The sequence below is a fragment of the Streptococcus parasanguinis genome, from assembly GCF_901875555.1.
Classification (GTDB): domain Bacteria; phylum Bacillota; class Bacilli; order Lactobacillales; family Streptococcaceae; genus Streptococcus; species Streptococcus parasanguinis_H.
In genome coordinates this window covers 64738-84341 of sequence record NZ_CABFMD010000032.1, presented here as the reverse complement: position 1 = coordinate 84341, position 19604 = coordinate 64738, and the positions used below count along the sequence as shown (strand labels likewise).

Below are 19604 nucleotides of genomic sequence, written 5' to 3'. Positions count from 1 at the left end.
CTTCTACTGCAGAACGGCTAGGATCTGCCGAATCATATCAGGATCCCCATCAGGCAATGTTACCGTCTCCGCATGGTCCAAGATTCCTTGGGTGAACTGAGTCATGTATTCTTGGCTGTTCAACTCATCCGCAGACTGTTGCCAGTGGCTCGGTACAGGATAAATGGTCACTGTTCCATCACCGTTAGACGCATAGGTCACATTTCCTTCAGCCGAATAAGAGCCATATAAATGATGGACCGTCTTCGGATAGGTCACTCCCATCCCATCTTGGTAAATATAGCTACCAGCAGCACTTTCGTTGATGTTCAATTCCTTAGGAACAGACTGAATCACATAAGCCCATACACGCGCAGCTTCAATCTGCTCAGACGAATAGCCTGTGAAGCTATCCTTATCTGATTTTTTCGAAGACTTGGTATCGGATCCTTGACTGCTAGCCCATTTTTTGGCCTTGCTTGTCTTAGTCGTACTACTGCTATCGTTTTTATCTACCTGCTCCCGATCTTTTGGTTGCTCTTTCTTGCGATAGTAGAAATTGTCATCATCGCCATATGCCGGTGACTGACCCGCCCAGATCCGATCCTTGGACTTATCCGATGCATCGTCCTTACCAGCAGTCTCCCCCTTAGGAAGGAGCAAGATACCAAAGCCACCGACACCAGATTTGGCACTAACCGTCATCTCAGCGATCCGGTCCTTTTGCTTAAAGCTCGATGCATCAAGCTCAACATCCTCGCTGACCAAGCCCTTGTCATCAAAGACCAGCTCATTCCCATGGCCGTCAATCCAAGTCCCCTCGATACTCGAGTAATCCTTGTTCTTAATAGCTTTCAAGTCCATACCTGAGTGTTTTTTATCAGCATGGCTAGACTGCTTGGTAGACGGAGTCTTCGGCGTAACCGACCGATAGGGCCGACCACACGAAGCCAAGACCAATGCAGAAAGCATAATCACAATACCTTTTTTCATATTAATCTCCCTTCACACACCTACTATTTTAGAGAAATAAGAAAGGATCGTCAATGGAAAAGTGGAGGGGGAAAATAAATTAATGACATAAAAGTCTGTAAAATTATTATTTGAATTTCTAAAGAAAAAGAAGCTCAATGTATCGAGCTCCTAGACCATCATTTTTTGTTTTTCTCGTTGTGGGATCATTCGAAAGAATACAGCTCTAAAACCAGGAAGCATTGATACTATCAACTCCACACATCCTACATAGACAGTTTCCCTTATTTTTTTAATATTCTTTAAAACTATATCTTATACAAATGATTTAATCTTTCTAACTCTAATACATTCATACATACTTCTACTCCAGTAACTCCCCACTTACTATGAATAATTCCACAAGAAAACACAATCCTCTCCTTACTCAAAATATTTGACAATACTACAAATGATTCCAAAACATAATCCTCAATAGTAATAAAACAATTATTCTCATCTTTGAAAAACTTTATAAATCCGATATCCTTACACCTATCACCAAAATAAAACCTAAGTGATTTTAAATAATAATCCAAAAACACATCACTCTCCATAGAAAATCCCTTCATTTTTAAAATATTCCTTTATAACATACAAAAAATAAGTTTTGAGAGCATTCGAAACAACACGGCTCTATAACATAGGCTCTGTGTACTCTGGGTTATACCGTTACTTAAATCTTGAGAGTACAAAAACCATTAACAAATTTATCAAAAAGTCCCATAAGTTGTACAGTTACTTAAATCTTGAGAGTACAAAAACCCTATGAGTATTCACTCGTACAGGCTATCAGTTGTACAGTTACTTAAATCTTGAGAGTACAAAAACGAACCACAATTGGTTGTTAAACGAGTGCGCGTTGTACAGTTACTTAAATCTTGAGAGTACAAAAACGGTTGTAAACCTTATCCTCTGAGACACAAAGTTGTACAGTTACTTAAATCTTGAGAGTACAAAAACCAATTCGGCTGCCGTACCATAACGAGTGTTGTTGTACAGTTACTTAAATCTTGAGAGTACAAAAACCGTAGCGTGCAGCAGCAAGGTTGTTATTTGGTTGTACAGTTACTTAAATCTTGAGAGTACAAAAACGATCTGGAATGTCGATCACAAGCTCTGGTTGTTGTACAGTTACTTAAATCTTGAGAGTACAAAAACATGCAATGGTTCCAATTGTTCAAGCGTTTCGTTGTACAGTTACTTAAATCTTGAGAGTACAAAAACATAGGTCGTTGTCAAAGTAAGCGAGTGTCAGTTGTACAGTTACTTAAATCTTGAGAGTACAAAAACTTATTCAACAGATGATCTACTACGAATCAGTTGTACAGTTACTTAAATCTTGAGAGTACAAAAACTTGTAAAGCAAAATGTTGACTACGTGTTGAGTTGTACAGTTACTTAAATCTTGAGAGTACAAAAACACTCCTTGGATAGCGGTATCCAGTTGTTGTGTTGTACAGTTACTTAAATCTTGAGAGTACAAAAACATATGAAAAATAAGAAAAATACAGTTTTATGTTGTACAGTTACTTAAATCTTGAGAGTACAAAAACAGCTGATCTTGCTTATGCACGGAAGCACTCGTTGTACAGTTACTTAAATCTTGAGAGTACAAAAACTTTGCCAAAAAATTCCTTGACCAATAACTTGTTGTACAGTTACTTAAATCTTGAGAGTACAAAAACAGATAAACATTATTTTCCATCCTTTTCTAAGTTGTACAGTTACTTAAATCTTGAGAGTACAAAAACCCCAATGAGTAACAAACTTGTCAGCATCGGGTTGTACAGTTACTTAAATCTTGAGAGTACAAAAACAACATCTCTTTGATAGTCAATTTGGATTTGGTTGTACAGTTACTTAAATCTTGAGAGTACAAAAACACAACGGCTTTGCTGTACCAACCAAACAATGTTGTACAGTTACTTAAATCTTGAGAGTACAAAAACCACCTTTCTCATTCATCGGGATAAGATAAGTTGTACAGTTACTTAAATCTTGAGAGTACAAAAACATCATGGCCATGATGGCGGCTTACGGATCTGTTGTACAGTTACTTAAATCTTGAGAGTACAAAAACGCACTTTTAGCAAGTTCGCGCATATCATATGTTGTACAGTTACTTAAATCTTGAGAGTACAAAAACAGGATTCGTCGAGACAGATCTACTCTACGAGTTGTACAGTTACTTAAATCTTGAGAGTACAAAAACACAATACCTAATTCCGATTTAGTGGCGAAAGTTGTACAGTTACTTAAATCTTGAGAGTACAAAAACTAGTGGCAATGGGAGCTATACAAAAGGTGTGTTGTACAGTTACTTAAATCTTGAGAGTACAAAAACAGCAACCCTGTCTATACAGGTATGGACATGGTTGTACAGTTACTTAAATCTTGAGAGTACAAAAACCATTAGCTGTATTGTCATGTTTGAAACCAGGTTGTACAGTTACTTAAATCTTGAGAGTACAAAAACTAGCTACTGCTATCAGTCACTTGTGAAGAAGTTGTACAGTTACTTAAATCTTGAGAGTACAAAAACCTTTCCTGTTGACGGTCAGCCAGCACAAGGTTGTACAGTTACTTAAATCTTGAGAGTACAAAAACATTAGTCATGTTATTCTCCTCTAAATTTTAGTTGTACAGTTACTTAAATCTTGAGAGTACAAAAACCACTCTGGATAAGTTACCAAAACCAGATCTGTTGTACAGTTACTTAAATCTTGAGAGTACAAAAACGCGCTCAATGTACGTTCTTCTGCGGGGCTTGTTGTACAGTTACTTAAATCTTGAGAGTACAAAAACCTCAAATTCGTCAATTTTGGTTTTTGTAGCTCAAAACCATTATAAAGTCTTAAACCTAACTCGTCAATACTATTCTTCTAAATACTTCAATAACATTGAGTTAACTGGTTCAATACGGAATTTTATTTTCATTTCATACTGGTACAAATTATTTAATATTCTCAATGCTACTTGATCCTCAATAGATAAACTCATATGGAGAATGTCAGAACTAAATAAATAAGGTCCAATCTTTCTTAAAGATGATAAAAACTCTTGTTTACTAGGTATTTGATTTATTGGATATTGATTAGTAAAACGTTCATACATAAATTCTAAAGAATAAAAATGATCAATGTAATCAGAGACAATATTAATCTCCTCTAGTACTTCTTTCGTGACATGAAGATATCCTTCATTTGAAGGAAATGAAATAGTGTATAACATGTTACATTGATTGGTTAATTGCTCTAATTGTTCACAGCACTCAACGAATTCCTTATAAGATAAATAATCATCCATATTTCGGAGCACAAGCAATACCTTTTCAGATTGATCCGTAATCACTAATACCAACATCGAAAGAAATAATAAAAATTTTGTCTTATTGTCAACAAATTCAAAGGATATATTTTTATCGTTCTGTCCAAAATAGGGCAGAAAATTTTTTTGGATCAATTGGTCTGCATTAAAATATTTCGCTTCTGTATGATAGTTAATACCATCTAGTTGTAGATTCAAATTCTGATTCAACAGCAAAGAAATCCTATCTAGATGATCATTGATATTTTCAAGTTGCTCCATCATCTCCACCGTATCTATCTTTTTCTTTATATAATCATAAGCTATCGTTCCTTTTTTATACTCCATCTGCTCAATTAGATCATTTATATTCGATAGTTGAATCACCCTGAATTCCGAACGGGAAACCACCGTATCGTCTATTAAGATTTTGGGTTCATTTTGTTCGAATAGGACTAAGTCTTCCTCACTATATTTTTTTCCTCCAAAATACCATAACAGGATTTGCCAAATATAGTACTTTAATTGTTGATCTTGGCCAACAACTTGGGTAAATTGTCCAAAACTCAATGTAATATTATCCTTGTATGGATGACTGACGTTCATTTTCATATAACTACCAACTTATTATCACTGACTACTTCTTCTTGTTTTGTTTTTCCACCAATGATCAAAACCATTTCAGAAAACTGTTTCTCCGTAACTGCTAGTAAACGGACATTGCCACTAGGTAAATTACTCTGGCTTAATTTTTTATAGAATTTACTAGCAAAACTGCGATTTGGACACGTTCTATAATAAACTGAAAACTGTAACATTTCAAAACCATTAGCAATTAGATCTTTCCGAAAATTACGATAGATTCTTTTTTCTTGATTCGTATCCATAGGAAGATCAAAAAAACACAATAACCTCAATGCTTCATACCTCATTTCTTCAGCTCCATTCTACACTAGAAACGATCGGACAGTAGAATTTACTCGTATCCTTATCCGAAATACATTTTAGGAAACCTTTGACATATTTATCCATTGCTACCGTTACAGAACACGTTTCTTTTCCGTATCGAATTTTTGCATTCAGTGTGTCTGTTAAGGCTAAACGAAACTCATATTTCAAGTATTCTTCATCCCGTAGATTTTGGTAAACCCAAACATCAATAATCTGCCTAAAAGGTTCCATTAAATCGTCTACCAAATTAAATTGATTGTATTCGTTTTTATGAAAAATTCCGATCAAGGGATTTAGCCCATACCCAGCAATAATACGCGCCATCTGTGCTCTCATAATCGCATAGCCATAATTTAGGCCTGCATTAATAACATCAGTTTCCTGTTGGGTAAGACGAACGAATTTCTTTCCAAATAATTCATTAAAATAAACTTTGGCAGCATGACCCTCACGATTAGTTTTATCCCCAAATTCAATATGATCTTTATAATCCGCTAATAACTGGATGCAATCGATATTCTTCTCAAACATTGAAAGAACATCTTGCTGATTATTTATTTTGAAGTAGGTCACTATTTGCCATAATTTATCCTTTTGCTCCTGCGTCCACAACAATTGTTCCTGTAACTTTTTATAGGCTCTAAAATGGCCATTTTGTGAATGGTAAATACCTGTTGGCAAATGCTCATTATCACAGACAATTAAGGCAATATTATACTTACTTAATGCACTTAATAATCTTAGGGTTACAACCGTTTCTCCTCCTTCTGCGACAATGATAGAAATATCACTCAAGGGGATAACATAATCTTCACCCATCTTCTTAATCAAAAGATTATCCAATTTTAATTGCATCTTTTCACTCTGACAAACATGTACAATTCTCCAAGTCATTATTTTTATCCTCTTTACAAAACGAAAACACCCCGCCATAAATGACAGGGTGTTGAATTCGGCATGAAGCCTTATCTTTGTAGCTTCTGCAAGATTTAAGTAACTGTGTAAGGCGTCCCTTACAGTTAATATTATAATACATTGTAAAAGCGTTTGCAACTCTTTTTTAAAAATATTTTTTAAAATTTGAGTTTTGGTTCTTCACCCTCTTTTTTGATGAAATGTTTATTACCCAAAAGATCCGTCTTAACTTTATATATAGAAATATTTGGTTTATTTAACCCCTTTACACATTGTGTGGTACTGTTCGGAACGGTATCAAAAATATCAATCAATTTTTCTCCTTTTTCAAAATCTGATTTATCAATAGGTTTTAATTGAACTTGATGCTTTCCTTTATTGTTTCTTGATAAAAATCTGAACAACTGTTCTTGCCCTGTCTCAATATCCTTTATTAAAATCAAATCATTTTTACACAAAGTGAACTTAAACTCAGATTTTTCATCAACACCCTCTAATTTTTTAATAACATCATATTTATTTTTTGAAATCTTATATTTACCAGTACCTTTTTCAAAATATAAATCAGAGTATTTTAATCCAAGAAACTCATATTTTTTTGTCTTATTATTATAATATACATCTGTCCTCCAAGGATTAATAGACTGAAGTACAACTTGATTCATACTTTCATCAGGTGTTATATCAATGTGATTACCTAACTTATTATCGTAGTATTTCAGACTTTTAATTTCTGGACCATTACCTTTTCTGCTATATTTTCTGATTGGTCCATTTTCTTGTCTATATTTCTCAAAAGGATTGCAAGGAACTTCTTTATTCTTATCGTTAAATTCTTTAGAAGGATAGGTTCTTAAAATCTCTTCAATTACCTTCTCAAATGTTGGTGGATCTTTGTGATACATTAAGAATCTACTTTTATCTTTATTGTAAATTTTAATGAATGCATCATATCCCGCTTGACTATAAATATCTTTAATCTTACCTAGAACATAAGTTTCTTCAGATTTATCCTTATCTAATTTCGCCTTTCTTGTTGCGTAAATTGTTGCATCAGAAATCTTTCGGTTATATTTTGAATCCACTTGATAAGAAAATAGAATGCTGTCTTCAAATTCCTTAGACTTCAATGTATCAACAAAATGATCATATGGAGCTTTGAATACTAACTCTTTGTATTCATCGTCACTCAATGAAATAATTTCACCAGTTTCTGAATTCACGAATTGGTCTTCTTTATAAGAGATCAGAGGATTATTATGTTTTTTCCATAATCTTAATTGACTAGATGCAGCAATGATCAAAGCATCTACAGCATGATGGTGATAGGTCTCACGAGATTTTTCAAGTCCCCATTTTCTTCTCAACTGTGAAGTAAATTGTCCACGGACCACTGAAATAGTTGTATCGAATTGATGCTCCTTATAAAAATCTTGTAGAGCATTTAAAACAACTCGAGAAGAATAGCGAGTATCTACTAAATTTCGTTCGATAAACTTCTGTTTCACCTCAATTTTACTAATGTCTTCTTCCGTTAAAAGATACTCTTTCTTTTTATTGCCTAGTAATTTCGAATCTTTTACATATGATTTGAACTCACGGTAAGACCAAGCATCATCCATACTGTCTAAAGCCTGAAACGGTGTACGTTGTCCTTTCTCTTGGTTCGCTGTAGCAAGAACTAATACTTTATTAGATAAACTATCATCAAAAGAAAGAGATAAAGGTAAAATATGATCAATTTCGTACTTGTATTGATTTTGAATCAAATCTGAAATTGGAATGTTCTTCCCAGTGTAAAGACACTTTTCTCCTTGTTGATGCCACAAACGAATCTTAGTTGCTAATTCTTTATGTCCATGAAAAACGTTATCCGGTAATTCTTTTTTCCCATTGTATTGGAAAGCAGCTTTTTCCATGGCAGCATTTTTCTCGTCTAGATTTGCTTTTTGACGTTTAACATAGTCCTTCTTTGCCTCTTCCTCATTATTTTCACGCGCCATTTCGATAACGATATTATCAAAGATCCCATATCTTTTTGTTGCTTCATTGATAATCTTTATAGCTTGTCTGACAGATTTTGCCACGACAGGATTATAGATTTCTTCTGTTAATTCTTTTTCATCAATGTACTTGGTTCGTTTTGATGTTTCTTTAGATTTTTGTTTTCCCAATCGTGTGAGAATTGTCATTTGTTCTTCTGAAGTCTCATACAATTCTGGAATCAACTCCATCATAAGTTTTAGAGAAAAATTATGCCATCCCTTACTAAATAGACTGCTGTTATTTTTTCTAAATTGAACCAATTCAAGTACTTGATCCTGACTAAATGTATCATTTAGCGTCGCGTTAATCGCTTCTTCTATCCCCTCCCTCTCCGTATTTAAAGTTAGAATATGAGCAAGCTCATCTATGACTTTTCTCGGTAACTCTTCCACTCTGATTGTTTCTAATGATTGCATTTTTCGATAAACTTCAAAGGTGTGCATCTCAGGTTTTTTATTGGGATCAATGCGGTATCCATGTATCTGATCAACTGAAGCACCAATCAATTTAGCAATGTACTTCAATAGCGTTGAAGCTCCTAATGTTTTTGCTGTCTTCGCATACTCGACAATTATCTTCTTTTGTTCCTCACTCAATTTCTTGGTTTCTGTTGGAACAGTTAAATTATTTAAATCATTTAGTAAGTTAAATTCTTGTGCAGTATAGGAAGCTTTTGAAGCACGATATTCATCAGGATAAAATGTACATTTACCAATTAAAATACCAAAAATATTATCTAGGGTAGTTCCGTCAGTTCTAAAGCGTCCATAATCGGTCCGTGACTTTTCATTTCCTGGCCCATGATAGTATTTTCTTTTACCCGTTAGGATTGTTAAATAGTCTTCTATAAACTCATCTGTAATCTTATTATTGAATTCTTGCTGTTTCCTAAGAATTCGTTCAGCTTCTTTTCTATAAGCAGATGTTGAAAAAACATTGATCAATCGGCGTTTTTCACCATTTTCTACTACAGTGAAATCCCCTCTAAGCTGACCATATTTTTCGAAACGATCTAGTTGAATTTGACCAGGGGTTTGTTCAGCTAGTAATTTTCTATTTTCTTCAACCGCCTTACCGTAATCAGACGATACTGTACCGCCATCCTCAGAAGCATCATCCAAATAGCTAATGCCACGTCTCTTAACAATATTCTTTAAAGCGATAAACAACTCTTCATTAGTTAATTGATTATCCAACCCTTGTACACGAAGTTGATAAGGATTTAGATTAATGGACACCTTAGAAAAATCAGTTAACAAACCAAAATCTTCAAATAAATCATGGAGCCGAACACTACGATGTTTCTTCCGGCGATTTAAGCGTCTAGCCTGTCTACTAGTCCTTCTCTCAACATTATTGTCAGCTGTTGCAGCTGGAAATAGACGAGAGTTCGCATGGATAATCTCACCAGTATCTTTATTAAGAATACCTACTCCAACTGAAGCAATACCAATATCCAAACCCAAAACTAAACCATTCATAATAAAACTCCTAATTAGTCATTATATTAACTACATTTTACTCCTTCCCTCCTAAAAAATCAATTCATTCTATGTGATTATTAGGGAGACCAATTAATTTTTAATTAGTCAGAGTTCTTTCCTACTCCCATAAATTTCTTTTCACTACAATAATCTAAAAATTCTCCGTGTAGAAAGAAAAACAATTTAAAATATAAAAAACAATTTTAGGGGCAAGTCAGTAACGAAAATATTTAGAAAAACTTTAAGAAAGCTCTTGACTTTGTATGGCTTTATTTGTATCGTAGGTACATAAGGTTTAGGAGGAAACCTTAGAGAAGAGAACTAGTAGAACTGAATACTAAATGTTTACGTTCAAAAATAAATCAGTCAAAGTCAATACAAAAAGATAGTAGTTAGTATAAGCTTATTTATAATTAGCTTTGAATGTCACATCGAATTTTGATAGTGATTAATCACTATTGCCCCCTTCAAGAATGTTATTAAATTAAGAAGGAAAACTATGAAAATAAATCTAAAAATTAGAAAAACAACAAAGCGTGAAAAAGTTGATTTTATTGTTGGACTTCTTCTACTTCTATTCATGTTTTGGTATTTTATGAGGTAATATATGTCAGTAGATATTGAAGCAATCCGCTGGCTCTTAGACAATGCCACAGCCTATGCTATTAGCAAAAACTGTGGCGTATCTACTCAAGCCGTGGATAAATATAAAAATGGTGTATCGGATATAATGAATATGCGATTAAAGCATGCTATCAATATGACCAATTACGCCTATACATTAAAAGAAAAACAGTGATCATGCTCACTGTTTTTTGCTACGTTATAAGAAAATAGATAGATAGATCATATGTCCCCTGCCGGAATCGAACCAGCAACTACTCCTTAGGAGGGAGTTGTTATATCCATTGAACTAAGGGGACAGATAAAAAAGAAGCGAGATCACTCCCGCCTCCTTGTTCGTCTTAACGACGGATTTCTTTAATACGAGCTGCTTTACCTTGCAATGCACGAAGGTAGTACAATTTCGCACGACGTACTTTACCGTAACGTACAACTTCGATCTTTTCTACACGTGGAGTGTGTACTGGGAATGTACGTTCAACACCGACACCGTTAGAGATTTTACGAACAGTGTACATTTCAGTGTGTCCTTGACCTTTACGAGCGATCACAACGCCTTCAAAGATCTGGATACGTTCGCGAGTTCCTTCGACAACTTTCGCGTGAACACGAACAGTGTCACCAGGACGGAATGCAGGGATATCAGTACGAAGTTGACCTTCTGTCAAACTTTGGATTAATGGATTCATTATTTTCTCCTATCTTCGTCAATCTTGAGGGACCTCCCTCAGCGGATAAACTGTATTTTTGTGCTTCCATTACGCACAAAAACTATCATATCAGATATTTTCAGGTTTGTAAAGCTATTTCCCTACTTTTTTGCAACTTTTTGACCGGAATAAATGCTCCACTCTTTTGGTAGGCAATACGCAATGGCGCAGGCAATGACAAAGAATGGTAGATTAGCATAGCCAAAGACTTCCCCTCCGATCAAGATCGGTGCGAGCAAGGTCGTCGTCGCACTGCCAAAAACACAGGCATAGCCAATAGCAGCCACGACCAAGACGGGTAAGCCCAGCAGAGGAGCAAGAAAGACGCCAAGTGTAGCTCCGATCGCAAAGAGCGGTGTCACTTCTCCTCCTTGGTATCCAGCAGAGATGGTCACCACGGTAAAGAGGAGCTTGAGGATCCAGTCATAACTCTGCGCACTACCCTGATGAAAAGCCACATCAATCAGATTGGTTCCGAGTCCGCTATAAGAGCCAACCTTGGTCAGCTGGAGGGTCAAGAGGACCAAGCTGAGTCCAGCCCCAATGACCACGATTCGAATATACGGATTAGGCAGTACTTTCGCGACTGTTTTTTTCAACCAAGAAAGGCTAACTGCAAAGAGCTTCCCAGCGAGGCCAAAAGCCAAGCCAAGAAGGGCGACTTTGATCAAGGTCTCTGGTGTCCAGCTCAGCGTTTCTCTTAGTGGCACAGCAAATTTCTCCAAGCCCAGGGCATGAGAGGTAAAGCTCGCCACGATCGAGGCGATAAGGGCTGGATAGAGAGCAATCAGTTGCAACTCCCCAACGGTCAGGACTTCAAGGGCAAAGAATGTCGCTGCTAGCGGCGTCTGAAAGAGCCCGGCAAAACCGGCTGCCATCCCTGTCATGAGAAAGATACGCGAAGCATCGGCTATCTTGATATGACGAGCAAAACGGTGCGAAAGGGTTGCACCGATCTGGACCGCTACGCCTTCCCGACCGACCGAACCACCGAAGAGGTGGCTCATCCAGGTCGTCAGCATGATCAAAGGCACTAAGACCAAGGGGATTTCCTCCTCACGCGCATGCCCGACATCAAAGATCAATCCCATCCCTTTTGAAGCCTTGCCACCAAAACGTTTATAAAGATAAACGATGACAAGCCCTGCTAAAGCCAGGAAAAGAATCAAGGGCCAATGCTGGCTTCGAACATCTCCGATCAGGAGCAATCCTTGACCAAAAATCATGTCAATGGCACCGACCAAGAGACCGATGAAGAGGGCCATCCCTGTTAGGACCACATATTGTTGTGCTTTTTGCTTGATAGATAGACTAGTCACGCGCCCTCACCTCCTCTTGGTAGTCTCTGGAACGCTTCATCATATCTTGAAACTGGGATTGAATGGTCGCACGATACTGCTCATCATCCACGAGAGAAGCCACCTTCTCTAGCACCTCTCTTTCCCTTCCCTGGTCGAGCACAGGTAGACCCTGCTGCTCCTTATATTCTACAATCTGACCGACACAAACCATCCGTTTTTCCAGCAAGGCTACAAGCTCTTGATCAATCTGGTCAATGTCCTTACGAATCTGATCTAAATCCATGTGTCTCCTCTTTATTTTGGATATAAATCAAGGCTGTAATCCATCGATCCAGCCTCTTTATCATTAATTTGCTTTGGCTACGAGTTCTTCTGCAAAGGCTTCTAATTTTTCAATGTCTTCGTCTTCTGCAGACAAATCAACTTTGACACACTCAGAACCTTTTTCAGCCCCCGTCGCAGCGAAGCAACGGTCAAAATCATCAACAGCTTTACAAAATTCATCGTAGAAGGTATCCCCTGATCCTACAACACCGTAAAGTTTGCCTTTGAGATCAAGGCCAGCCAAATCTTCGTAGAAATCTTGGATCTCATCTGGAAGCTCTCCATCGCCGTAAGTATAGGTCGCAACCACTGCAATATCGGCTTCAAGGAAGTCTTCCGCATCCACAGTTGTGCACTCATCCACGTCTACTTCTACACCAAGATCACGGAATTTGTCCGCTACGATATCTGCAATTTCTTCAGTATTTCCAGTCATACTAGCAAAAACAATTTTCGCTACAGTCATAATTTCCTCCCAAAATCTATTTTCCGTATTATACCATTTTTTCAAGCATTTTGCACGAAACCTTTCCTGAGAAGATGAAAGAAGGGACTTGTTTCAAGAAATTGGACCGATTGACTCTAATCACCCTCGTTTTCTTCTTGAATTTCTTTAATAGTTTTGATTTCTTCATCCAACTTCTTATCAAAATCAGCCTTATTTTTTAATGGGTATGAGTATGTGCGCCAAGTGTACCATTTGAGGCCTTCTGGTCCCTTATAGTACCACTCGATTTTGGTTGGTAAGAATTCTTTGTTGTAGGTGATACGGACTTTGGAAAACTGACTATCCTTGATAGAATATCTTCCTTCAAATTCTGGGGGATGCTTTTCTTCTAATAGTTTTTTATCGATGAAAAAATTAGTTGAACGGGTGATTTGATAGTTGGAATCTTTTATATCTTTAATACTAATCTGCTGATCTAAAAGTGCTGAAGTGAGCTCAATATCCAATGCTCTTTTATAATACTCAGCAGCACTATAATCCTGACTACCACCATATAATTTATTATTTTTTATTGCAGCACCATGGTAATAAAAAAATTCTTGTTCTTTTAAATCAAAACCCGCACTGATTGATATTTTTTTATTATCATCTGAAATGCTTTGAGTTTCAATAAAACGCTTATTTATTAATATTGAATGAGTATTAGTTATGTTCTTTGATGTACTCTGCGCTACGAGTATACTTATTATACCTGCGATCGCTAGGCTTAATGCCACTAGCATAACTTTTATATTTATTATACTCTTCCACTTTTTCTTTTTCTGACATCCCTTTTGTATTTCGTTGCCATACTTCATAATCTTCAGTCCTTCTCCTTTTACAATATCTGCAAATTAACCTACATGACCAGTGCTTTCATCTACATCATAAATTCATTGTTGAATGATTTCATTCAAGCAAAATATCTATCTAAAGGAAGGACATATCCTATTCAAAAAGCCAAGCATTTAATAAGCTCAGCTTTATTTCAAAAGCATGTTAATCACCCTTGTTTTCCTCTCGAATTTCTTTAATAGTTTCAATTTCTTCATCTAGCTTTTTATTAAAATCGGTCTCGTTTTTGAATGGATATGAATAAAACTGCCAAGTATACCATTTAAGTCCTTCTTGCCCTTTGTAATACCACTCTATTTTTGTTGGTAAAAACTCTTTGTTGTAGGTAATTCGGACTTTGGAAAATTGATTCTTCTCCCGATATTTATACTGCAACTCAAATTCTGGTGGATACTTCTCCTTTAGAAATTTTTTATTAACTAAAGATTCTGGATCCCTTTCAATCTGAAAATGATGCTTTTCAATCTCCTCGGGCGTAACCTTTAAATTCAATAATATGGATGATATTCCACCATTTAGTGCACGTTTATAAAATCCTTTAGTCGTATAGACTCCACTTTTACCATATAATTTATTATTTTTAATTACAGTGCTATTAGACACAAATAGGTTCTCTGCTTGCAGATCAAATCCTGCTCCCGTATTGTTTCCTTGATCTAAATCATCTTGATTTTGGACAAAAACAAATCGCTGTTTCTGTAAAATATCATAAGTATCCGTTGGTTGCTGTTGAATATGATTGACTATTTGGAAACTTAAAACAGCCGCTATTATTATGACTACCACGATTAAGAGAAGATGGTTCTTCGATAGAGCTTTTAACTTTAATGAATTATTTAATACTTTCATATCGCTCTATAGACTAATCTTCTTTTTCGCTTTCAAACTCTTTGATCAGCTGGATTTGCTCATCTAATTTCTTATCGAAGTCAGATTTGTTTTTGAATGGGTATAAATAAGTGCGAATCGTATTCCAACTCATTTCACCATTTTTTTCATAATATCCTTCCAGTTTTATGGGAAGAAACTCTTTGTTATAGGTAACACGAACTTTACTCATCTTATCATAAACGTAATAATTTTCTATATAACCTTTTTTTATATCAGAAAGATTATTTTGATTGATAAATTTACTTGCTTTAAATTCCAACGTATACTGATGATCCAAAATATCCCTTTTTGTAATTGGAATATTCATAATTCCATATGTTACCATGTCCTCCAGTTTACTTTTATACAGAACAGTTGGCGTGTATACGCTATTCACATAAATCTTCCCATTTTTTATAGCATTAGTAGAACTATAAAGCTCATGAGTTTTTAAGTTAAAACTAACCTCATCTTCGGGATATCTACTATCCTGAACTGTAACAAATTGACGGGCTTGCATTCTTTCATAGCCGGTTTGACTAATATCCAAAGAGATGTTTTTCTTTAAAATAATCCAAGATACCGTTATAATCGTCACCAGCCCAATTAATATAATCGTTATAAACTTTTTGTTTATCTTCATCTGGAACTTTTTGCCATGCTTCATAATCCTCATGTCCTCCTCCTCTCACAATATCCGCAAATTGACCAACATTTCCTGTCTTTTCATCCTTTTTACCCAAATCTTTTTCATAACGGAAGAACTCTTTAGCTCTAACTCGAGTGGCTGGCTCTGGCGTACCATCCACATCGAGCGTTCCATGTTTTCCTATATAAAATTTTGTAACATCGGAATTTTGACCTGTTGAAGGGCCATAGTTAAAAGACTCCGTGTTGGCGATTTCCCTCAATTCATCTTCAGAATAATGATCTGGGTTGGAATCATAGTGACCATTTGGAAGTTTGTGCTTGTCATAAGCATCCCATTGACTTTCAAACTCGCCGGTATCCAAATTAACTATAAATTCCACCATTCGTGCATTGTTTAAATCTTTGTCTTTAGATGAATTCCCCTTAGGGACTTGAACCTTCATATTATAAGGACGTTGGAAACTATCTGATTTCTTAAAGCGGTTATGGAAGTTAGAGCCCGTTGTATAATCAAATTCAATATCGTTTTCTTTACCATATGCTAACAGTTTCTCATAATCATTTGCTCCTTCGTAATGACTGCGAATATAGTAAATTGCTTGGCGATCCAGATAATAGCGGAAGAAGAACATAGTTTAATAATTTTATTCTACCAAAATATCTAAACCATGTAAAACCGCTTCCACAGTCCCTAGATAGTGATAAATGCTTGCTGGATGGGCCTTTCTTATGTTAAAATTGACTAAGAAAACGAGGTATTGTATGAACGTAATGAATGACATTCTTGAAAAGATTCAAGCTTATGACACGATTATTATCCACCGTCACCAGAATCCGGATCCGGATGCGATTGGTAGCCAAGTGGGCTTGCGGGATCTCCTGCGTGCGCACTTCCCTCAAAAGCAGGTATTGGCAACTGGCTATGATGAGCCGACCTTGACTTGGCTTGCTGAAATGGATGAGGTTAAGGATGAAGATTATGATGGGGCTTTGGTGATTGTCTGTGACACGGCCAATACTCCCCGCATCGATGACAAGCGCTATACGACGGGTGATTTCCTGATCAAGATCGACCACCATCCAAATGATGATGCATATGGTGATCTGCTCTGGGTCGATACCGAGTCTAGCTCTACCAGCGAGTTGATTGCACTTTTTGCTAAGGAATTAGATCTCGAACTTCCAGTTAGTGCTGCGCGTCTCCTCTATGCTGGGATTGTCGGCGATACTGGGCGCTTCCTTTATCCTGCCACTTCGACTCGGACTTTTGAGCTTGCTGCCTTCCTTCGAAGCATTCCCTTTGATTTTACAGCACTTGCTCGTCAGATGGATACGATCAATCTCAAGACAGCTAAGCTTCAAGGCTATGTTTACGACCATCTCGAGATCGATAAACATGGCGCTGCGCGTGTGACCTTGACACAAGAGCTCTTAAAGAAATTTGATCTACGTGATTCTGAGACTGCTGCCATTGTCGGTGCTCCTGGACGCATCGATACCGTATCTGTTTGGGCTATCTTTGTCGAGCAGCCTGACGGTCACTTCCGTGTCCGGATGCGTAGCAAACGAAAAGTGATTAACGAAATTGCCAAACGACATAATGGTGGTGGTCATCCACTAGCTAGTGGAGCTAACTCCTACTCTTTTGAAGAAAATGACCAAATCTACCAAGAGCTACAAGAAGTGGCTCGACAAAACGAAGGCTGAGAACGGTTTCTCAGCCTTTTTATCTTGACATGGGGTTTTCATATACGTTCACTTGTGGTAAAATAAAGCTAATAAAATTTTAAGGAGACTTATTATGGAAAAAAATCGTTTGTTTATCATTATCTCTGCTGCGGTAGCGATTCTTAGCTCTTTCTTGCCATGGGCAAGCCTGAATGCTGGAAATTTTGGTTCATACAGCTGGAATGGCCTTCGCGGAGATGGATGGTTTGTTATTATCTTCGCAGTCGTTGCGATTGTCCTTGCTTGCTTGAACGATGTAAAATCTTCACTACCAAAAGGTCTTGCAATTGGTGTTATCGTAGCAGGAGCTCTCTCAACTATTGTAACATTGATCGATGTCTTCGGTGTGAACAAGTACGCTGTTGACTTCAATGGTTATGGCGTTTCAATTGGTTTTGGTTTGATCCTTGCTTTGATCGCATCTATCGCTATTGTTGTGACTGGTCTCTTGGCGATGTCAGGTGGTAAAATCACTAAAGGAACCTTCGAAGAACTTGCTGAATCAGGTAAAGGATTTGCCCAATCTGTTGGACGTGTGACAACTTCTACTGTAAAAACTGCTGTAGATGAAATCAAAAAAGAAACTCACGAACATACTGAGGGACAAGCTGATCAACCGGTTGAAGCACCAAAAGATCCAAATCAATCTGAACAATAATAATATCAGAATCACCTTGGCTTAGCCAAGGTGATTTTTTGACCATTATTTTAAATAAAATTAGTGAAAATACTTGTCAAGATCCTAGAAATTTGGTACACTAGCTAAGTAACAATCTATGGCTCGGAAAGAGACCATGGCAGAAAGGAAATATTGCAAAATGAAAAAAGATATCCATCCAGAATATCGCCCTGTTGTCTTCATGGACACTACTACTGGTTACAAGTTCGTCAGCGGTTCAACTAAGTACTCTAGCGAAACAGTTGAATTCGAAGGTGAAACTTACCCATTGATCCGTGTTGAAATTTCATCAGACTCACACCCATTCTACACTGGACGTCAAAAGTTCACTCAAGCAGATGGACGTGTGGATCGTTTCAACAAAAAATACGGTCTCAAATAAGAAACCGCATAACGAACTTAAAAACGTTGAAAATAAAGCCTTTTCCAAGAAATTGGAATTGGCTTTTTTCTTTTTAGTACCGTTTTTGGTACCGTCTTGGAAAATTAGTCTTTCCACCCGTTCATATAATTTGCAAACTTATTAATAGCTTTTACTTCACCTACTGCTGTTGTATGACTATATGTATCTAAAGTCATTTGGCTACTTGCATGCCCTAATCTTTTCGCTGTATTAACTGGATCAATACCGATTTCAATCATTAGTGTAGCATGAGTATGCCTGAAACCATGAGGTGTGATTTTCTTTAAACCATGTTTATCAATAATTCTTTTTAAAATACTATTGATATAATCCTGATAAAGCGGTTCTTCCTCACCGTTTCGATTAATAAAAGTAAACATATACGATTCACCAAGATTTAAAAGAGTGACAGTTAATTTCCCTTTTTCTCTTAATGATTGTCGTTTCCATTCAGAAAGTATATCTACTGTATCTTGATCTAACCTTATCTGACGCACCGAGAATTTGTTCTTGGTGCTTTTTTCTAGTGCTTTTCCATTAATTCTACCTAGGTTCTTACTCACTGATAGTATCTGATTATCAAAATCTAAATCAGACCACCTCAATGAATACAATTCCCCTTTTCGTAACCCACTATAAGCTAATAATCTGAATAAAGCATAATTTTTGTAAGTCTCTTCTTCTTTTACAATTTTTAAAAATTGATGTAGCTCTTGAACTGTAAAATAATTCTGTGATTCAATCTTCTCCCTTTTTGGAAGAACCACTCCTTTTACTGGATTATCACTAATTAATTTCATTTTAATAGCAAACTCAAATATCTGGCTAATGTATGACTTAATCTGCTTAATATTCCTAAAAGTCTTACCTTTTTCAGTAATTAGCTCTTGACATTGCCATGGTGTAATTTTAGAAATTTTAAATTCACCTAAACTAGGAAGAATATGAAGCCTAAATAAATCATCCGTACGAACACTTGTAGTCAATTCAACTGTATCTTGATATGTTTTAAACCATTCCTCAAAAACATCCATAAAGGACTTATTTGAAGCACTCAGGAGCTCCGTGAGCTCCCCAGAGTATTTCTTTTGCATCATCAACGTTTCGTACTGCTTCGCTTCTCTAAGCGTCTTAAACCCGCTTTTAAAGAAGTCATGACGCTTTCCATCTATCACTCTATAAATTCTAACTTTATAAAGGTAGCCTGTCTTTGATTTTTTAGCCTTATATTTAATAATTGACATCTAAATTTCTCCTTTATTTTATATGGTTTCGGA

At 36.4% G+C, this 19604-nt stretch carries 18 protein-coding genes, 1 tRNA gene, 1 pseudogene and 1 CRISPR repeat array; of the genes and pseudogenes, 4 read left to right on the top strand and 16 right to left on the bottom strand.

Translation table 11 applies throughout. From position 1 onward, the window contains the following. Positions 1–3: 3 nt before the first annotated feature. The 6 genes from JX304_RS07520 to cas9 all read right to left on the bottom strand — a co-directional run bounded on the left by JX304_RS07520 (position 4) and on the right by cas9 (position 9692). Positions 4–972: a DUF6287 domain-containing protein gene (locus JX304_RS07520; protein ID WP_205011936.1), complete on the bottom strand. Its 969-nt coding sequence runs from the start codon at positions 970–972 to the stop codon at positions 4–6. Positions 973–1259: 287 nt separating this feature from the next. Continuing rightward, a complete protein-coding gene (locus JX304_RS07515) occupies positions 1260–1562 on the bottom strand; it encodes a hypothetical protein (RefSeq protein WP_200771839.1) in 303 nt (100 codons plus the stop codon). A gap of 91 nt (positions 1563–1653) precedes the next feature. Then, positions 1654–3798: direct repeats of the CRISPR family, unit length 36 nt; unit sequence GTTGTACAGTTACTTAAATCTTGAGAGTACAAAAAC. 69 nt (positions 3799–3867) lie between these two features. Further along, entirely contained in the window at positions 3868–4911 is a 1044-nt protein-coding gene (csn2-St, locus tag JX304_RS07510) for a CRISPR-associated protein Csn2-St (protein WP_205011935.1), read from the bottom strand. Continuing rightward, positions 4908–5231, bottom strand: coding sequence for a CRISPR-associated endonuclease Cas2 (cas2, locus tag JX304_RS07505; RefSeq protein ID WP_003016415.1), 324 nt, complete (start codon positions 5229–5231; stop codon positions 4908–4910). Before cas2 ends, csn2-St begins: the two co-directional genes overlap by 4 nt. A 4-nt stretch (positions 5232–5235) precedes the next feature. Beyond that, positions 5236–6144 carry a type II CRISPR-associated endonuclease Cas1 gene (cas1, locus tag JX304_RS07500; protein ID WP_205011934.1) on the bottom strand — a complete coding sequence of 303 codons (909 nt, stop codon included), beginning with the start codon at positions 6142–6144 and terminating at the stop codon, positions 5236–5238. A gap of 179 nt (positions 6145–6323) precedes the next feature. Then, complete coding sequence (cas9, locus tag JX304_RS07495) at positions 6324–9692, bottom strand: type II CRISPR RNA-guided endonuclease Cas9 (protein ID WP_205011933.1); 3369 nt, start codon at positions 9690–9692, stop codon at positions 6324–6326. 610 nt (positions 9693–10302) lie between these two features. Here cas9 and JX304_RS07490 point away from each other — a divergent pair. Continuing rightward, positions 10303–10494, top strand: coding sequence for a hypothetical protein (locus tag JX304_RS07490; RefSeq protein WP_014713231.1), 192 nt, complete (start codon positions 10303–10305; stop codon positions 10492–10494). Between the two features lie 52 nt (positions 10495–10546). On the opposite strand, the gene JX304_RS07485 is transcribed toward JX304_RS07490, so the two are convergent. From JX304_RS07485 to JX304_RS07445, 9 genes and pseudogenes are all read right to left on the bottom strand, one after another. Further along, positions 10547–10618 (bottom strand) — tRNA-Arg (locus JX304_RS07485). 42 nt (positions 10619–10660) lie between these two features. Next, a complete protein-coding gene (gene rplS, locus JX304_RS07480) occupies positions 10661–11008 on the bottom strand; it encodes a 50S ribosomal protein L19 (RefSeq protein WP_003016418.1) in 348 nt (115 codons plus the stop codon). Between the two features lie 122 nt (positions 11009–11130). Then, positions 11131–12294, bottom strand: a complete 1164-nt coding sequence (locus JX304_RS07475) for a chloride channel protein (RefSeq protein WP_205011992.1) — start codon at positions 12292–12294, stop codon at positions 11131–11133. Positions 12295–12340: 46 nt separating this feature from the next. After that, positions 12341–12613 (bottom strand): chorismate mutase, encoded by a 273-nt coding sequence (locus JX304_RS07470; RefSeq protein WP_205011932.1) that lies wholly within the window; start codon positions 12611–12613, stop codon positions 12341–12343. A 63-nt stretch (positions 12614–12676) separates the two neighbouring features. Further along, a complete protein-coding gene (locus tag JX304_RS07465; protein WP_009730912.1) occupies positions 12677–13120 on the bottom strand; it encodes a flavodoxin in 444 nt (147 codons plus the stop codon). 116 nt (positions 13121–13236) lie between these two features. Beyond that, positions 13237–13959, bottom strand: a complete 723-nt coding sequence (locus JX304_RS07460; protein WP_275576587.1) for a hypothetical protein — start codon at positions 13957–13959, stop codon at positions 13237–13239. Positions 13960–14140: 181 nt separating this feature from the next. Then, positions 14141–14845, bottom strand: coding sequence for a hypothetical protein (locus JX304_RS07455; RefSeq protein WP_239649422.1), 705 nt, complete (start codon positions 14843–14845; stop codon positions 14141–14143). Between the two features lie 13 nt (positions 14846–14858). Next, on the bottom strand, positions 14859–15416 hold the full coding sequence (locus JX304_RS07450) for a hypothetical protein (RefSeq protein ID WP_205011931.1): 558 nt from the start codon (positions 15414–15416) through the stop codon (positions 14859–14861). Beyond that, positions 15406–16143 (bottom strand): annotated as a pseudogene (locus tag JX304_RS07445) (DUF3114 domain-containing protein); the annotation flags it as partial. The gene JX304_RS07450 and the pseudogene JX304_RS07445, both read right to left, overlap by 11 nt. Positions 16144–16279: 136 nt before the next feature. Here JX304_RS07445 and JX304_RS07440 point away from each other — a divergent pair. The 3 genes from JX304_RS07440 to JX304_RS07430 all read left to right on the top strand — a co-directional run bounded on the left by JX304_RS07440 (position 16280) and on the right by JX304_RS07430 (position 18306). Next, positions 16280–17224 (top strand): DHH family phosphoesterase, encoded by a 945-nt coding sequence (locus tag JX304_RS07440; protein ID WP_205011930.1) that lies wholly within the window; start codon positions 16280–16282, stop codon positions 17222–17224. A gap of 94 nt (positions 17225–17318) precedes the next feature. Further along, complete coding sequence (locus JX304_RS07435) at positions 17319–17903, top strand: lantibiotic ABC transporter permease (RefSeq protein WP_205011929.1); 585 nt, start codon at positions 17319–17321, stop codon at positions 17901–17903. Between the two features lie 160 nt (positions 17904–18063). Then, entirely contained in the window at positions 18064–18306 is a 243-nt protein-coding gene (locus JX304_RS07430) for a type B 50S ribosomal protein L31 (RefSeq protein WP_021153079.1), read from the top strand. A 104-nt stretch (positions 18307–18410) separates the two neighbouring features. Here the strand turns inward: JX304_RS07430 and JX304_RS07425 are convergent, their stop codons facing one another. After that, the gene (locus JX304_RS07425; protein WP_205011928.1) at positions 18411–19571 is read right to left on the bottom strand and encodes a tyrosine-type recombinase/integrase; all 1161 of its coding nucleotides are present in this window, start codon (positions 19569–19571) and stop codon (positions 18411–18413) included. Positions 19572–19604 lie beyond the last annotated feature (33 nt).

Bases quoted from the DNA above. Each gene is read 5' to 3' on its own strand.
- JX304_RS07520 (WP_205011936.1), bottom strand. From the start codon at position 972: ATGAAAAAAGGTATTGTGATTATGCTTTCTGCATTGGTCTTGGCTTCG.
- JX304_RS07515 (WP_200771839.1), bottom strand. From the start codon at position 1,562: ATGAAGGGATTTTCTATGGAGAGTGATGTGTTTTTGGATTATTATTTA.
- csn2-St (WP_205011935.1), bottom strand. From the start codon at position 4,911: ATGAAAATGAACGTCAGTCATCCATACAAGGATAATATTACATTGAGT.
- cas2 (WP_003016415.1), bottom strand. From the start codon at position 5,231: ATGAGGTATGAAGCATTGAGGTTATTGTGTTTTTTTGATCTTCCTATG.
- cas1 (WP_205011934.1), bottom strand. From the start codon at position 6,144: ATGACTTGGAGAATTGTACATGTTTGTCAGAGTGAAAAGATGCAATTA.
- cas9 (WP_205011933.1), bottom strand. From the start codon at position 9,692: ATGAATGGTTTAGTTTTGGGTTTGGATATTGGTATTGCTTCAGTTGGA.
- JX304_RS07490 (WP_014713231.1), top strand. From the start codon at position 10,303: ATGTCAGTAGATATTGAAGCAATCCGCTGGCTCTTAGACAATGCCACA.
- rplS (WP_003016418.1), bottom strand. From the start codon at position 11,008: ATGAATCCATTAATCCAAAGTTTGACAGAAGGTCAACTTCGTACTGAT.
- JX304_RS07475 (WP_205011992.1), bottom strand. From the start codon at position 12,294: ATGGCCCTCTTCATCGGTCTCTTGGTCGGTGCCATTGACATGATTTTT.
- JX304_RS07470 (WP_205011932.1), bottom strand. From the start codon at position 12,613: ATGGATTTAGATCAGATTCGTAAGGACATTGACCAGATTGATCAAGAG.
- JX304_RS07465 (WP_009730912.1), bottom strand. From the start codon at position 13,120: ATGACTGTAGCGAAAATTGTTTTTGCTAGTATGACTGGAAATACTGAA.
- JX304_RS07460 (WP_275576587.1), bottom strand. From the start codon at position 13,959: ATGAAGTATGGCAACGAAATACAAAAGGGATGTCAGAAAAAGAAAAAG.
- JX304_RS07455 (WP_239649422.1), bottom strand. From the start codon at position 14,845: ATGAAAGTATTAAATAATTCATTAAAGTTAAAAGCTCTATCGAAGAAC.
- JX304_RS07440 (WP_205011930.1), top strand. From the start codon at position 16,280: ATGAACGTAATGAATGACATTCTTGAAAAGATTCAAGCTTATGACACG.
- JX304_RS07435 (WP_205011929.1), top strand. From the start codon at position 17,319: ATGGAAAAAAATCGTTTGTTTATCATTATCTCTGCTGCGGTAGCGATT.
- JX304_RS07430 (WP_021153079.1), top strand. From the start codon at position 18,064: ATGAAAAAAGATATCCATCCAGAATATCGCCCTGTTGTCTTCATGGAC.
- JX304_RS07425 (WP_205011928.1), bottom strand. From the start codon at position 19,571: ATGTCAATTATTAAATATAAGGCTAAAAAATCAAAGACAGGCTACCTT.